This is a genomic window from Coleofasciculus sp. F4-SAH-05, assembly GCF_040222985.1.
Lineage (GTDB): Bacteria > Cyanobacteriota > Cyanobacteriia > Cyanobacteriales > Coleofasciculaceae > Coleofasciculus > Coleofasciculus chthonoplastes.
Map to the genome: position 1 here is coordinate 21,134 of NZ_JAVKBY010000164.1, position 13,536 is coordinate 34,669.

Below are 13,536 nucleotides of genomic sequence, written 5' to 3' on the forward strand. Positions count from 1 at the left end.
TCTAGAGATGGTTTTTGATGTTAAATTTTCAGGTATTGACTTTGAGCAGAGTCTAAGCTATGTATGTTTTGAGTTTGATGTAGCTATCTATTTTTATTTAATTCAGGGCTTTTACTATGAGTTTAATTCGACCAAAAATTTGGATTCACGGATTTACTGGGTTAGGTCGCTTTCTGATCTGGAAACGCTCTATCTCTTAGCTCTCATTTCCATGAGAAAAGCACCCAAAATTTTTGAGATTGGCAGCGCCCATGGGGAAACAAGCTACGCCATGGCGAGAATTAATCAGGATACCCATGTTTTTAGTTTAGATTTACCCGTTGATGATACCGTTGCCCATCAAAATAAAATGAGATGAAAAAATACTCCCCAAGAACAACAGATTACCCAGCTCTATGGCGACTCAAGAACCTTAGACTATAGTCCTTATTTGGGACAAATGGATATTGTGTTAATTGATGGAGATCATTCCTATTTAACCTGTAAAAGTGATTCGGCGAATGCTTTGAAGCTAATCAACAATAAAGGAATCATCATTTGGGATGATTACAATGCATTAGAAGTTCAACGAGCCGTCAATGAGTTGCTACCAAAGGAAAACATTTTCCAATTACAAGGAACAGGTTTTGCTATATTAGATCGCAGCCTAACTAACTTTCCCACTGAAGTCAGTTAATCTGGAATTAGGAGAAACAAACGAGGGTATCCCTGGCAATGTAGAGACGTTGCCTGCAACGTCTCTACAAGTTGAATGTCTTTTTAAAGCATGATTGAGATTCTCTTACCCTGCCAGATTGGAAAAACTACAATTTTACCTTAAGCGATTGTCTAATTCAAATCTTTTCATAATATCCCTAATTGCATTTTGATCTGATTGATTCAGTTCAGACTTCCAAGAATACAACCTGTCAGTGCTTTGGCGTTTACCATAAGCAGGAAGTTTTTTTTCTACAGAAGTTGGAGAGGTTATACTCCAATTTTTTTCTAAAGCTAGGGGGTTAAATTGCATTTTCATTTCTTCTAAAACTATTTTTAAATAATCTGAACCTCCAAGAACCATTTCATCATAATTTACTATATAAAATCTATTCTTATTCTGTTGATTTTGAAATGAATCTACTACATATTTTTCGGTTAAAGCCCAGTAGGCAGCAAGGCGCGAGCTCAAATCCTGTTGGTCTAATTCTAAAATATCATTTTCCCATCTAGAGAAGTAATTTTTACGACCATCATTAATCTGGAGTAATTGTTTTGAGAGTGAAAGTTGCTCAAAAATAGCTCTCCAATACTGGATTCGCATAATCGTATGAATAAGGGCACGAGGATCTCGATAGATATGAATAATGGAAACAGGCCAATCATTATAGATAGCTTTTAAACAAAGAGATGCCCTGACAAACTTCACCACAACCCTATCTCTAGAATAGTAGCTGATGGGTCTGATACTCCGTTGAGTATTTCGATGAGGCAATAGATCTAGCAATGCTTTGTCAACTATGAGCTTAAGATGTGAGCCTTCCCTAAAATTATGATCTTGGTAAGGTATCAATAGGTTGAGAAAAGTAGGATCATGTTGTGGTGGCTTAATTTCTGGTATTGTTTTATAAAAATAACCCGCTCTTGGTGCAAAAGGTTCAAAAACGGCTTTGGCGTTTGTTGCGGCTGATAAAGTATCTTGTAACCAGGTTGTTCCACTTCTCCAAAAACCATTTACTACTATACATTTAGATATGTCAATTTTATCGGCTGTCAACAAATTGATAGGATAGAAAATCCTAGATTGTGCTTCTCTGGCTATCAATTCTGTTTTACTTTCAATTTTGAGTTTCAGTTTATTAGCCTTACTGTTCATCCAATGCATGTTTTTTATGAAAAATATAGCGTTTAAATATGTTAAGTCGTCTGCAACTGGGGAATGGGGTAGTGCTGTTTGCTCAGCTTGATCCCAACGGTTTGAACGCGGATGTCAAGACCTACTTACATTATACCCGCTGGCGACAGACGAGAGCGATCGCACAAATCCTGGCAAACTTGGGTGCCAGTTTCCAAGTTGATGGTACAATCTTCAAACGGATAGGGCAAAAACCTGACCAGCACAGATCGCCTACTACTGATAGTGGCTTTTATCATTCGGATTACCGGACAGATTTTGACTTAGGCGATGAACCCTACCGCTATTATCGCTGGTAAATTTTCAGTTACCATTAATTCTCAATTGTCAAGTTCATTCCTTAAGCCATTCTGAAAGATCTTGCTCGATGAGGTCTTGAAGTTTTAAAAGTACCTGCTTTAGCTGCGCCTATTATCACAAAATTTTTTCTTTCCATCTATTTTCAATACATTACATTGCTGGCATTTTGACAACTTGATTAGCGCCTGAAGCTCTCCTGAACTTGTCAAACCAAGCAGACTAGCGTAATATTACCATAATCTTAGATAATCAAGACAGAGGCGCGTCACGGTGATATTTCAGGGGTTTTACATTCTTAGCACTGAACCACTAATCGTTTCCTATATCGGAGCCTTCCCGACCCTACCCAAAGGATTTCAACCCAAACACGTCTTAGAAAGTCCAGGGGGATGGTCGGCCCGATGGAAACCAATGATTAAATTTAAGCAGCATCAAATCCAGCACCAGCTATCAGGCAGATCCTATCACCTGATGGTCAATGCCTCTGATGAAGAAGTCTGGCGCAAACGCTGGCTGATACAAGGAGCGCACGTTAGCTCCAGTGTCTATGTCAACGAGCATATCTACCAATCCCTGAATCAGCCCAAGCACTACGACGCCATCTACACCGCACAACTTCTCCCCTTTAAGCGACATGGATTGGCTAAAGACATAAAAAACTTAATGCTTGTCTCCTACGGCGGTGACTTGCCGACCTTCTGTCCAGAATTAGCACACGCTGAGTATAATAGAGAATTCATCCCCCGCCCTGAACTTGCCAAAAAGCTGAATCAGGCTTATGCGGGTCTGTGCCTTTCCGCAGAAGAAGGAGCCATGTATGCCTCCGTGGAATATCTGCTTTGTGGAATTCCTGTGGTGAGTACACCGAGTAAAGGTGGACGTGATGAATTCTTCAATAGCGAAAATTCAATCATTGTTCCCCCCGAAGCGGATGCCGTTGCTCAAGCCGTACAACAGTGGAAGGCATCACCTCCCAACCCCGAAAAAATCCGTGAGCAAACCCTTAAACAGCTTAACGCTATCCGGCGGGGTCTATGTACTTATGTTGCCAAGCTCATTGAGAAAGAAGGAGGCGGTAAAAAAAATCCAGAGGAACTCATGGAAAAATACTTTGCTCCACCCGGTATCTCATCTCGTTTTGTTCACCAAAGAGATTTAGCTAACGTTAATTTAGAGCAATTCAGAGTGTAAGGTTATAGAAAAACTGGCGGAGCCACTTAGGTTCCGGCGATTAAAATCGCAACTATACAAACAAAGTCCGCCGACGCGGACTAGGGAAATCCATAAAATAGAGATATACCTACCTTGAACTGAACTCAGACAGGTTAATCACTGATTCTGTTTCAGTCAACCCAAGACTCTAGAGGTGCTTCTGATGGATACCGAACACAATTTACAGCCATTCCCAGCCCAGCCAAACGGCAAGCCACTCAAGTCATTGCCTCAGGTTCACTCAACCGAAGTCAATCAGAGTGATGGGCAAACCGTAGATTTAGGTTGGGTTTTGGCTGTTGCCCGTCGGAGAGCCTGGTTAATGACAGGAGTCGCCTTGACATTAATTGTGGGTTCTGGACTCTGGCTGCTGTGGAGTAAACGCCAGTATATTCCAGAGTATCGAGGGTCGTTTAAACTATTAGTTGAGCCAGTTACCGCAGAAAATCTGGTAAGAAATCAATTTTTACAGGCTCAAAGTCAAGGTGCAAATATACGAACATCAAATTTTGAAAACACAAGTTTATTGGATTACGAATCCCAAATTAGGGTTTTGAAAAGTCCGCAACTCATAAGTCCAATCGTCGATCAGCTACAGAATCGGTATCCGGATATCGACTATAACTCTATGATGGGGAGTATGTCAATTGTCCGCATGACTTATGAAAAAAATGCGGAAGACGTCGGCACTAAAATTTTAGAAGTTATTTATCAAGACAAAGACATAAAAAAAATTAAATTTGTTTTAAAAACAATCTCTGATAAGTATCTCGATTATAGTCTCCAAGAGCGTCAGAAAACCCTGACGCAAGGAATTACATTTATTGAATCTCAACTTCCCCGTCTACAGCAGCAAGTTGATCAACTCCAAGAGCAATTGCAAAAGCTACGGCAGGATTACAATCTGATTGATCCGCAGACGGCTGATCAACAGTTAACAGAACATGTGCTTTTCATTCGCAGAAATCGATTAGAGACAGCTGCTCAACTGGCTGAAACCCGTTCATTCTACAATGCCTTACAACAACAGTTGAATGAAGCCGATCCCACGGCAATTTTATCGACAGATGCCCAAGCCTATGGTCCCTTACTCTCAGAATTGCAGAAAGTAGAAGCCCAGCTCGCCTCAGAATCCGCTCAATTTCGGGCAGATAGTCCACCCATGGAAATATTACGTGAACGGCAGGAAAATTTGCGTCTATTACTCAGTCAAGAATCCCAAGATGTCCTGGAAAATTTAGCCGGTAAAATTCAGGGATTAGAAGACCGCTATCAAACCATTCTCCAAACTGAAAATCAAATTAATCAACAACTTGAGCAGTTACCCAATGTTACTCGACAGATTACTGATTTAGACAGTAAACTTGATTTGGCTACGGATAACCTGAAGGAATTTCTTTCTAAACGAGAAACTTTAAAACTCGATGCGGCTCAGCAACAAATTCCCTGGGAGTTAATTAACCCTCCGGAAATCTGGGATAACGAGAATGGTGTGCCAGTGCCTGTTGATCCACAGCCACTGAAGCGTCCCCTGGCTATCGCTGTGATTTTAAGTGTCTTCCTGAGCATCGGCGTCGGTTTTCTGGTCGAGATTCTCCATACGGTATTCCACACCCCGGAAGACATCAAGGGGGCCACAAAGCTGCCGATTTTGGGAGTGATTCCTTTGACTAAACAGTTTAAAAAACTTTCTAAACAACCTAGTCAACTCGCGGTTATAACCCAAGTTGCTCATTCTAAACCTGAACAAAAGCGTCATTGGTTTTCTCACAATCGCCCTACCGATTACGGCACTTCACCCTTTATGGAAGCCTTCCGCTCTTTGTATACCAATATTCGTTTGCTGAGTGCAAAGAAGTCTATCCAATCACTGGCGATTAGCTCTGCTGTACCGGGTGATGGCAAAACAACGGTTGCGGTGTACCTGGCTCAAACCTCCGCCACGATTGGTAAGCGCGTTTTACTCGTAGACACGGATTTACGAAGCCCTCAGCTTCACAGTCGATTAGACTTACCCAATACCCAGGGACTTAGTGATATCATTGCTACAGACTTAATGCTTCAGGATGCTATCCAAAAATCCTCTCTGGATGAAAACTTGTTTGTGTTGACGGCTGGTCAGAGTTTATCTGATCCAGTCAAGCTGCTCTCCTCTGATAAGATGCAGTATCTTATGGATCAAGTGACAGCTCAGTTTGACCTCGTCATCTACGATACCCCACCGCTTCTGGGTTTGGGAGATGGAAATCTGCTCGCGGCTAAGGCTGATGGCACTATATTGGTTGTTGGAGTAGAGAAAACTGACCGTTCTTTGGTGATGAAAGCCTTTGATGGATTAAAGATTGCTGGGGCTTCTGTTTTAGGAATTGTTGCTAATGGGGTGAAATCAGAGGCTACGCCGTCTTATGGTGTCTATCGCCGACAGGCAATTCGATATTAATTGCTGCTCAAGAGGGTCAAGAGGGTGTTTGAATTTCTGTTGCCTATTGTCGTAAAATCCGTAGATTTTATGGGTTTATGGGCGCACGTCGGTGCGCCCCTACGACATTCCCCAAATTTCTGCTTTACGCTTCACGCTCATTACCCCTAACCAAATGGTTAAGCCAATCACCAACAGGACCCGATATTGTAGCAGTAATTCACTGTGAATAAATGTCATGAAAACATTTCGGGGAAAAAACATTACAAACATCATAGTTAAGGCAACTAAGGTCACTTTTGGGCGATGAGACAAATGCCGCCAGAATGCTGCCATCAACGGTGCTAAGGCAATTAAATCATAATGATGGGCGAAACCAAACAATACCGAAATAGCTAGCAACAGTCCAATCACATCATCAATGATTAGTCGGGAACGATAGCGCCAAAGTAGAACTGTAATCACAATCCCCAAAGGTAATAGTTGTGGCACTTGAATACCAGCCGTATACAGTAAATTTTTGATACTAAAAACGGCTGGAAAACCCAAAACATTAGCAAATATGTTTTTATGTGCCCCCAAGGAGGCAAACCAGTGGAAAAACACGTCAATGGGACCCGTAATCACCATAGGGACTAGACAAAAAATTAAGGTCGTAACAGCGGCTACTGCCAAAATTCGCCAGCGCCGTTCTAAAAGCAGCCAGAGGATAACCAGCAAGCTCAACTGTGGCTTAATCGTAGAGATGGCAATCAGAACACCACTCAACACCCAGCGTCCCCGATAAGCATAATACCAGCCACTAACAAGCGCTGTAGCAACGATTAGAGTCGTTTGTCCCAGTACGATGATATTCAAGGTGAAGGGATTAGCGATAACAATGGCTGGAATAAACCATCCCGGGCTAGAACCTGGGACTCTGAGTTGTTTCACCTGAGGTTGTTTAACCAGAAGTACACCCAAAAATGCCAATATTCCAGTACAAAAGACATTTAAAAGGGTCATTACTACCTTTGCTTGCGTCCAGGGAAATGCACCTAAGAGAAGACACAGGGGAGCAATCTGGGGAGGATAGAAAAAACCACCTAAACTCTGATTTGCACCGAGTTGGCTGGCTACATCTGGATCATAAGCATTTAACCCTTCCCACCAAGACAATCCAGCTACATACAGATATTTCGTGTCAAAGTGTTGGTTGAATCCGATGATGGCAACAACAACCAGTGCTGTGCAGGCGCAGAGTAAAAAGGCAATCCGAAAAAGTAAGTTTTTTGATAGACGATAAACAACTGAAGTTATCATTGTTAAGTTATGATTAAGTTTACAGTTTTAAACATCCCCATTTAAATGAGTTTTAGCTGATCACTGTCGAGCATAGCAATTTCCGGTATGCTCAGGTAGATGAGATACAACTGAGAAAACTGCTATACTACAGTAAGTCGATGATTGGTCTACTAAAGATTGCTATCATAAAAAATTGGAGGAGACAAGTTTATGAAAATACGGTATTATTTAGGTCGCAGCAACTTGGCACGGTTCCCTGTTCCTTTGACTAGGCGAGAAATCTATGCCTCTTTACATTTGCAAATTATCTGAATATTGATAATTCTGAAGAACAAATTATTCAGATAGCTAAAAATGTTTTCTATAAAAAATCAAGGACGTTTCGCAAAGGTACAATTGGTGATTGGCGAAATCATTTTACAAATGAACACAAACAGGCATTCAAAGATGTATGTGGCGACATATTAATAAAAATGGGATATGCTGATGGATATGATTGGTGAATTTATTTGACATTAAACTCATCGGTCTAAACATTTATTGAACGGGTGTTTTATTGAACGGGCGTTCTGGGTACAGCATAACGATTAAATCCGATCGCGCCTTTGAAGTTGGCGTCGCTGAGATTTGCGCCCTGTAAGGTTGCGCCCATCAACGCAGCTTGGGCAAAATCGGCTTGCGTCAGGTTAGCGTAACTCAAATCTGCCCCGGTTAAGTTAGCCCCGCGTAAATCACATCGGGTTAAATTCGTATAGGTTAAATTAGCCCCAGTTAACGTGGAACGAATCAGAGTGGCATCTTCTAACGTGGCGCCAACCAATGTAACATTACTTAAATTCGCCTCTCGCAGTTGCGCCCCCTGTAAATCCACACCACTTAAATTGGCATTTGTCAACGTGGCGCTGTGCAGATAAGCTGAATGGAGAATCGCCCCCGTCAGTTGGGCATTAGTTAGGTCTGCGATCGCGAGTTTAGCATTGCTCAAGTCTGCCCCCTCCAGATTCGCCCCTGTCAAATTAGCCCTATTGAAGCCTACCCCTTTTAACTGCGCCCCTTGTAAGTTCGCCTGACTCAAATCCGCAATCTGAAAATTGCTCCCATTCAGAACCGCCCCTTGCAGTGTTGTCCTTACCAAAATCGCACCATTGAAGTCCGCATTAGTGATATAGGCTTGACTTAAATTAGCACCGCTTAAGTTGGCGCTATCCGCATTCACGGTATCCAGGTTGGCATTATTCAGTTTAGCGCCCCTCAAATCCGCTGAACGAATATCAGCGACTTCCAGTTGGGCGTCGGTTAAATTAGCATTGCGTAAATCAGCACTAACTAAGTTGGCGTTGGTGAGTGTGGCTTCTCTTAAGTAAGTGCGGACTAGGCTAGCGTAGTCAAGTTGAGCCTCTTGGAGATTCGCACGACTCAGTAGCGCCCCATTCAGGTTAGCCCGATACAAGTCAGCCCCCTGGAGGTTAGCATCACGTAAGTCGGTGACGACTGCTGCATACCAATGGGCAATAAATGTGGGAAAATAGCCTAGCCAGGATAGGGTATTGTAGAGATTATCGGGTTCGACCTGAGAGGGTAAGGGGTTGTCAGCATCCGGTTCTCTTAACCCCAGTTTTGCTTCCCTCAAATTAGCCCTTGCCAAGGTTGCCCCAGCCAGTTTAGCACCGTTTAATTCGGCATTGCTGAGATTGGCTCGATTTAGGTTAGCCCCCGTTAGGATTGCTCCTTTTAAGTTAGCACCGCTCAACTCTGCCTGCTGAAGATTGGCACTGGTTAAATCCACATCGGTTAAGTCACATTGAGGACAAGCATTGGTTGTTTTGAGTTGTTCGAGGTGTTGGGGGTTAGCTGCATGGGTGGTGTGGGTGAACCCTTGAGTGATGACGAGGGAAATCGCTAAGACAAGCGTTTTCAGGAATGTAGGGGCAAGTTTCACGATTATCGTGTTTTGTCCTACCTCGATGTGACTAAACCTACCCCAACCAAAGTTTTCAGTTTTGAGTGAGAAAATGAGAGGGATTTTCATGATCACAGTTGTGCGTGGCTCATTTTTTGAACCTGTTTTAACTTACATCTTGCACCAACAATACCCAAATGTAGGGGCGCAAGGCTTGCGCCCTCATCCCTGTACCTCATCCTATGAGAAACGCTATAAATCCCAGGTTACCCTGTGGTGGGCAAGAGCAACGAACGATAATATAAGGCTTTCCAGGTTGATAACTCTTGCCCACCCTACATCTAAACCCACCGCAACCGACGTTTTCAGTGCGATCGCGCGTAATGTAGCAATGGGATATTTCCAGGTTAAAGGGAAAAGGAGAGTTGTGATTTTTCACAACCTTTGAGGGAACCTGGCGCGTCAGGGGTGTAGGGGCGGGTTTCACGATTACCGTTTCTTGACCTCACCCAGATGTAACTAAACCCGCCCTGACTTAACCTCATTACCATATTACGTGGACAATCAACCTAAAGAAATGTTGCAGGTTTAGAAAAATTAAGTTAAATTTTATTACAGAGACAGATACAGGAGACACCACTCATGCAAGAACAAGAAACCAAGTTTGGCTTTACCTCATTTGCGGAAACCTGGAATGGTCGCTTGGCGATGCTGGGCTTCGTCATTGGTATCGCCACCGAATTGCTCACCGGGCAAGGCATTCTCCAGCAACTCGGCTTGATGTAATCCACCGAGACGGGTCATTGGACAAGGCAAGAACGTACACCAAAGGTATTGAGAGGGAAGAATTATGCAAGAACAAGAAACCAAGTTTGGCTTTACCTCATTTGCGGAAACCTGGAATGGTCGCTTGGCGATGCTGGGCTTCGTCATCGGTATCGCCACCGAATTGCTCACCGGGCAAGGCATTCTCCAGCAAATCGGCTTAATGTAATTTAGACAGCGATACCTAATTCTTTCCTAGAGAACGCTTCGTATCCCTACGAACTGACTGAACTGTTGGTAGCCGACAGGCATCTAGAACTGATTCTTATAGAGCGATTAAAAGACTGAGGGCTTTTGCCTTCGGTCTTTTGCCGTTATTCTATGAGTTTGTCTATTTACGGTGATTCAGTATGTCCTCCCAACCATCGAGGAAGCCCAGCGCTATCAACATTGTTTTTGTCGGCTTTATTGCTGTAGCTATCCTATTTGCTGGGTATACCGACAAGATGCAAGCCATTACTGACGCCAGTTTTGAATCTGCTAAAACGGCTGTCGAGTTAGCCATTGGTTTGATTGGCGTGATGGCGCTTTGGTTAGGATTAGTGCGGGTTTTGGAAGCCGGAGGGTTGATGTACAATCTGGCAACTCTGCTCAAACCCTTAATGGTGAAACTTTTTCCCGATGTACCCCCCACCCATCCGGCGATGGGGGCGATGATTCTGAATATTTCTGCCAATATGCTGGGGTTGGGGAATGCGGCGACTCCATTTGGCATCAAGGCGATGGTGGAGTTGAATAAGTTGAATCCGTTTCCGGGAACAGCAACGGATGCGATGTGTCTGTTTCTGGCGATTAATACATCCAGTGTCGCCCTATTCCCCCTAGGTGTAATTGGTGTGCGGGCGGCAGCAAATAGTAGTGATCCTGCTGCTATTTGGCTACCGACATTTTTGTCTACGACTTGTTCGACGTTGGTTGGGGTGTTAGTGGCGTTGTTTTTACGCAAACGGAGTCAAGTATCCGATACGCCTATCGCGGATAGTTCAGAACAGGAAACGGTACTGCAAACCGAGGATGAGGTTAAACCCGTTGAAGAACCTGATTTTTCCCATTTATTGTATCCAGCGGGTCGAATTTCTAAAATTATCGCCTGGGGGTTTATTGCGGGGTTCATCTTTTCCATGGTTTATGGCGTGATAATCCGCCAAAGTTTAGGTGGTTTCTTCAACCAAGATTTTATTTCCTATTGGCTGATTCCCACATTAATTTTATTGATTATCGCCTATGGGGTTGGACGCGGGGTGAAAGTTTATGAAGCGGTTACAGAAGGGGCGGTACAGGGGTTCGAGATTGCGATTCGGATTATTCCGTTTCTAGTGGCTATTTTAGTGGCAATTGGTATGTTTCGGGCGTCGGGGGCGATGGAAGCACTCTCGACTCTATTAAATCCGATCACCAGTTTAATCGGTATGCCTGCTGAAGTTTTACCGATGGCGTTAATTCGTCCTCTTTCTGGGGGAGGGGCGTTTGGCATTATGAGTGAAATCGTGGAACGAGCGCCGGATTCCTATAGTGCGTTTTTGGCTTCAACGATGATGGGGAGTACGGAAACAACGTTTTATGTGTTAGCGGTTTATTTTGGCGCTGTTGGCATTACTCGTATCCGTTATGCATTGGTGGCGGCTTTATTGGCAGATGCGACGGGGTTAATTATGGCTTGTGTGTTTTCGGCTTTATTTTTTTGATGAATTGGTTATTTGTCATGCGTCATTTGTCCTTTGTTATTCGTTCTATTTCTGGATGAACCTTAGGGGAGGGCGGGTTTATTCATATTTGTGTCTACTCGCAACTGATAACGGTAAAACCCGCCCCTACAAATAAACGTGTTCTACAAATTCGTGTGATCTAAACCATTAACTTGAATGAAAGATGTAGGGTGGGCAAGAGTGATCAACCCTGAAGTGCTGATGTTATCGTTTTTGGCTCTTGCCCACCTCCAGGTTAGTTAGAGTAAGATCCCGAACTGTCAGAACCGACCAAAAAACATCCCATCTAATCCTTTATCTTCCCGACACCCTGCTTATCCTTCACATCCCTTGTCACCCCTTCAGGTTATAAAATTTGGTTTTATTTCTGCATGAACCTTGGGGAAGGGCGGGTTTATTTACATCTGTGTCTACCCGCAACCGATAACCGTAAAACCCGCCCCTACAAATAACCACTGCCTTATCTAAGAACTAACTCGCTATCTAAGGTTAAGTCTAAATCGGTTTCTGGGTAAATCACGAAAACTTCCGCTTGTTCGCCTCCACCTAAAAGTAGTCCGCCTAATGCGCCTAATCCAGCACCGACTAAAACTTCAATTAAATCAATATCGCCAAAGATTTCTGACAAAACCCCGGCGGCGGCTGCACCAATGGCGGCATTTTTGAGAATACTACTTACATCAGTTCCGTTATCGATTGTTTCTGTTTCTGTAATGATGGCTGATGTCGCTTCAATCGGCAATTCTCGATTATTGGTTTTTAGGATTAGCTGTTTAGCGATAAATTGAGTACCACCTTCTACGGGACGTAATTCTCCCTCAATTTGACTCCCGGCGGGAATTAAAATGGTTCCGGCTGAAGAACGAATTGGCTGGGTAATTGTTAGGGTGATGGGTGCGGTTTCATCTGGGGTAACGACTATTTTTTCCGCTTCCTCAGACTTAACTGTAATAATTGTTCCCGATGGTATGCTTACCTGTGTAGAACGAGGGGTGACTGGAGTGGGTTGTGAGGGAAACAGTTGCCCGATACGATAAGGTTGGGGTTTTGCTGTTGCGGGTATGGCGATGAGGATGGGAAGTGAGGCTGTTGTGGTTATGCCTAGCGTCATCAGTACGGCTAGTTTGGATTGCCAGCGATAATTTAACATGGAAATATGCCTGCCATAATAAGATGATTATGTGTAAAGTTGACTGATTTTTTAGGTAAAGGTTCCCAATAATGGTGAGATTGAGACTTATTTTTTAACGCAGAGGGACGCAGAGGTTAACGCAGAGGGGCGCAGAGGAATTAAGAGTATTTGATGAAATTTTTATTGTAAAAAATATATGTAATTAAGCTCGTGTGCAGCTCAAATTGATAGTCCTTGTTCTCTGATCCGGCGTTTCAGGAGGGCAATTATACAGAACCTCCGTTGCTGGGACTTTCGCGTATGTCTGAAGCTTGGGCACCTTGGGCTTTTTCGCCAGAGTTTTATTCTTTACAGGTGTATCAAAGGTATCCTGATACTCAGGCAAATTCGTTGGATGAATTTCTGGCAAAATGGCGCACCCGCTATCATGAAAAAGATGCGAATGACTTATTCTGTCACTTTCAGACTTGGGCAAGTCATGATGTTAGTTTGACACCCGGTATGAATAAATCGTTAGAAAAGGCTTTGGCAAGTATAAAAGCAGAGATTCTTTTTCTACCTATTCGCACGGATGCTTATTTTGCTGTCGCTGATGTTACTGCAGAAGCGGCACTTATTCCTCATGCCCAACTTATGGTGCTAAACTCAGTCTATGGTCATGCGGCAGCGTTTGGACGAGACAAGAGCGATCGCACACAGATTAATCACGCGATCGCGAATTTCCTCCATCAAGACAATTAACCCCTGAAGGGGTGACAAGTTATGAATCAGGGCGGGTTTTGTTGTTCATTTATCGGTGACTAGCAGAATTTAGTCCCTAAACCCGCCCCTACAATTGTGAATTGACAAATGACAAATGACAAATGA

At 43.4% G+C, this 13,536-nt stretch carries 15 protein-coding genes; 11 read left to right on the plus strand and 4 right to left on the minus strand.

All coding sequences use genetic code 11. From position 1 onward, the window contains the following. Positions 1-7: 7 nt before the first annotated feature. Both RIG27_RS20035 and RIG27_RS20040 read left to right on the plus strand, forming a co-directional pair. On the plus strand, positions 8-358 hold the full coding sequence (locus RIG27_RS20035; protein WP_446348048.1) for a hypothetical protein: 351 nt from the start codon (positions 8-10) through the stop codon (positions 356-358). 24 nt (positions 359-382) lie between these two features. Beyond that, the gene (locus RIG27_RS20040; RefSeq protein WP_446348091.1) at positions 383-676 is read left to right on the plus strand and encodes a class I SAM-dependent methyltransferase; all 294 of its coding nucleotides are present in this window, start codon (positions 383-385) and stop codon (positions 674-676) included. 135 nt (positions 677-811) lie between these two features. Here RIG27_RS20040 and RIG27_RS20045 read toward each other — a convergent pair whose 3' ends face one another. Further along, positions 812-1,852 (minus strand): hypothetical protein, encoded by a 1,041-nt coding sequence (locus RIG27_RS20045; RefSeq protein WP_446348050.1) that lies wholly within the window; start codon positions 1,850-1,852, stop codon positions 812-814. A gap of 38 nt (positions 1,853-1,890) precedes the next feature. Between RIG27_RS20045 and RIG27_RS20050 the strand changes: the two genes are divergently transcribed. The 3 genes from RIG27_RS20050 (at position 1,891) to RIG27_RS20060 (ending at position 5,843) form a co-directional block, all read left to right on the plus strand. Then, positions 1,891-2,190: a hypothetical protein gene (locus RIG27_RS20050; RefSeq protein WP_446348052.1), complete on the plus strand. Its 300-nt coding sequence runs from the start codon at positions 1,891-1,893 to the stop codon at positions 2,188-2,190. A 412-nt stretch (positions 2,191-2,602) separates the two neighbouring features. After that, the gene (locus RIG27_RS20055; protein ID WP_446348054.1) at positions 2,603-3,382 is read left to right on the plus strand and encodes a glycosyltransferase; all 780 of its coding nucleotides are present in this window, start codon (positions 2,603-2,605) and stop codon (positions 3,380-3,382) included. A 184-nt stretch (positions 3,383-3,566) separates the two neighbouring features. Then, entirely contained in the window at positions 3,567-5,843 is a 2,277-nt protein-coding gene (locus RIG27_RS20060; protein WP_446348055.1) for a GumC family protein, read from the plus strand. 99 nt (positions 5,844-5,942) lie between these two features. On the opposite strand, the gene RIG27_RS20065 is transcribed toward RIG27_RS20060, so the two are convergent. Then, complete coding sequence (locus RIG27_RS20065) at positions 5,943-7,124, minus strand: glycosyltransferase family 87 protein (protein WP_446348057.1); 1,182 nt, start codon at positions 7,122-7,124, stop codon at positions 5,943-5,945. Between the two features lie 326 nt (positions 7,125-7,450). Between RIG27_RS20065 and RIG27_RS20070 the strand changes: the two genes are divergently transcribed. Continuing rightward, complete coding sequence (locus tag RIG27_RS20070) at positions 7,451-7,609, plus strand: sulfotransferase domain-containing protein (RefSeq protein ID WP_446348093.1); 159 nt, start codon at positions 7,451-7,453, stop codon at positions 7,607-7,609. A 50-nt stretch (positions 7,610-7,659) separates the two neighbouring features. On the opposite strand, the gene RIG27_RS20075 is transcribed toward RIG27_RS20070, so the two are convergent. Continuing rightward, positions 7,660-9,135 carry a pentapeptide repeat-containing protein gene (locus RIG27_RS20075; RefSeq protein WP_446348059.1) on the minus strand — a complete coding sequence of 492 codons (1,476 nt, stop codon included), beginning with the start codon at positions 9,133-9,135 and terminating at the stop codon, positions 7,660-7,662. On the opposite strand from RIG27_RS20075, the gene RIG27_RS20080 reads away from it, so the two are divergent. The 4 genes from RIG27_RS20080 to RIG27_RS20095 all read left to right on the plus strand — a co-directional run bounded on the left by RIG27_RS20080 (position 9,134) and on the right by RIG27_RS20095 (position 11,516). Further along, the gene (locus RIG27_RS20080; protein WP_446348061.1) at positions 9,134-9,454 is read left to right on the plus strand and encodes a hypothetical protein; all 321 of its coding nucleotides are present in this window, start codon (positions 9,134-9,136) and stop codon (positions 9,452-9,454) included. The genes RIG27_RS20075 and RIG27_RS20080 overlap by 2 nt on opposite strands. Positions 9,455-9,648: 194 nt before the next feature. Further along, positions 9,649-9,792 (plus strand): chlorophyll a/b-binding protein, encoded by a 144-nt coding sequence (locus RIG27_RS20085; protein ID WP_006101425.1) that lies wholly within the window; start codon positions 9,649-9,651, stop codon positions 9,790-9,792. Positions 9,793-9,856: 64 nt separating this feature from the next. Continuing rightward, positions 9,857-10,000, plus strand: a complete 144-nt coding sequence (locus tag RIG27_RS20090; protein ID WP_446348063.1) for a chlorophyll a/b-binding protein — start codon at positions 9,857-9,859, stop codon at positions 9,998-10,000. Positions 10,001-10,181: 181 nt separating this feature from the next. Then, positions 10,182-11,516: a nucleoside recognition domain-containing protein gene (locus tag RIG27_RS20095; protein ID WP_446348065.1), complete on the plus strand. Its 1,335-nt coding sequence runs from the start codon at positions 10,182-10,184 to the stop codon at positions 11,514-11,516. A gap of 481 nt (positions 11,517-11,997) precedes the next feature. Here the strand turns inward: RIG27_RS20095 and RIG27_RS20100 are convergent, their stop codons facing one another. Then, the gene (locus RIG27_RS20100) at positions 11,998-12,687 is read right to left on the minus strand and encodes a hypothetical protein (protein WP_446348067.1); all 690 of its coding nucleotides are present in this window, start codon (positions 12,685-12,687) and stop codon (positions 11,998-12,000) included. A gap of 282 nt (positions 12,688-12,969) precedes the next feature. Between RIG27_RS20100 and RIG27_RS20105 the strand changes: the two genes are divergently transcribed. Beyond that, on the plus strand, positions 12,970-13,410 hold the full coding sequence (locus RIG27_RS20105) for a hypothetical protein (RefSeq protein WP_446348069.1): 441 nt from the start codon (positions 12,970-12,972) through the stop codon (positions 13,408-13,410). Positions 13,411-13,536 lie beyond the last annotated feature (126 nt).

Coding starts and splice junctions, on each gene's coding strand:
- RIG27_RS20090 (WP_446348063.1), top strand. CDS start 9,857: ATGCAAGAACAAGAAACCAAGTTTGGCTTTACCTCATTTGCGGAAACC.
- RIG27_RS20035 (WP_446348048.1), top strand. CDS start 8: ATGGTTTTTGATGTTAAATTTTCAGGTATTGACTTTGAGCAGAGTCTA.
- RIG27_RS20085 (WP_006101425.1), top strand. CDS start 9,649: ATGCAAGAACAAGAAACCAAGTTTGGCTTTACCTCATTTGCGGAAACC.
- RIG27_RS20080 (WP_446348061.1), top strand. CDS start 9,134: ATGATCACAGTTGTGCGTGGCTCATTTTTTGAACCTGTTTTAACTTAC.
- RIG27_RS20060 (WP_446348055.1), top strand. CDS start 3,567: ATGGATACCGAACACAATTTACAGCCATTCCCAGCCCAGCCAAACGGC.
- RIG27_RS20075 (WP_446348059.1), bottom strand. CDS start 9,135: ATGAAAATCCCTCTCATTTTCTCACTCAAAACTGAAAACTTTGGTTGG.
- RIG27_RS20055 (WP_446348054.1), top strand. CDS start 2,603: ATGATTAAATTTAAGCAGCATCAAATCCAGCACCAGCTATCAGGCAGA.
- RIG27_RS20045 (WP_446348050.1), bottom strand. CDS start 1,852: ATGAACAGTAAGGCTAATAAACTGAAACTCAAAATTGAAAGTAAAACA.
- RIG27_RS20105 (WP_446348069.1), top strand. CDS start 12,970: ATGTCTGAAGCTTGGGCACCTTGGGCTTTTTCGCCAGAGTTTTATTCT.
- RIG27_RS20065 (WP_446348057.1), bottom strand. CDS start 7,124: ATGATAACTTCAGTTGTTTATCGTCTATCAAAAAACTTACTTTTTCGG.
- RIG27_RS20100 (WP_446348067.1), bottom strand. CDS start 12,687: ATGTTAAATTATCGCTGGCAATCCAAACTAGCCGTACTGATGACGCTA.
- RIG27_RS20050 (WP_446348052.1), top strand. CDS start 1,891: ATGTTAAGTCGTCTGCAACTGGGGAATGGGGTAGTGCTGTTTGCTCAG.
- RIG27_RS20095 (WP_446348065.1), top strand. CDS start 10,182: ATGTCCTCCCAACCATCGAGGAAGCCCAGCGCTATCAACATTGTTTTT.